This is a genomic window from Martelella sp. UBA3392 (assembly GCF_002358775.1).
In the GTDB taxonomy this organism is placed as follows: Bacteria; Pseudomonadota; Alphaproteobacteria; order Rhizobiales; family Rhizobiaceae; genus Martelella; species Martelella mediterranea.
Map to the genome: position 1 here is coordinate 1 of NZ_DEPM01000287.1, position 317 is coordinate 317.

Below are 317 nucleotides of genomic sequence, written 5' to 3' on the forward strand. Positions count from 1 at the left end.
ACGACGATGACGACGACGTCTCCGGTATCATCGGCGTCTCGGATGACGACGACGACAGCTAAGATCGCTGACGGCGATTATTGAAGATGAAGCGGCGCCGGGTTTTTGACCCGGCGTTTTGATTTTGTGGTTATTGAAAAGGGCGCCTGTTTCAGGCAAGTCCGGCGGAAGATCGGGCCCGGCCGATTTTTTTCCGGCCTTTGATTTTTTGGGGCTTGCATCGGGCGAAAATCCACAGTAACAAGCCGCCACCCGACGCGAAAACGTCGCTTCGCACCGCCCCGGCGGTCTCGAAGATTGGGGCTATAGCTCAGCTG

The 317-nt window shown here is 56.8% G+C and carries 1 protein-coding gene; it reads right to left on the bottom strand.

Annotated elements, in window-relative coordinates:
• Nucleotides 1-77: 77 nt before the first annotated feature.
• Nucleotides 78-317 (bottom strand): hypothetical protein (locus tag B4E36_RS22450; RefSeq protein WP_345900838.1); only part of this gene is annotated, 240 nt, incomplete at its 5' end.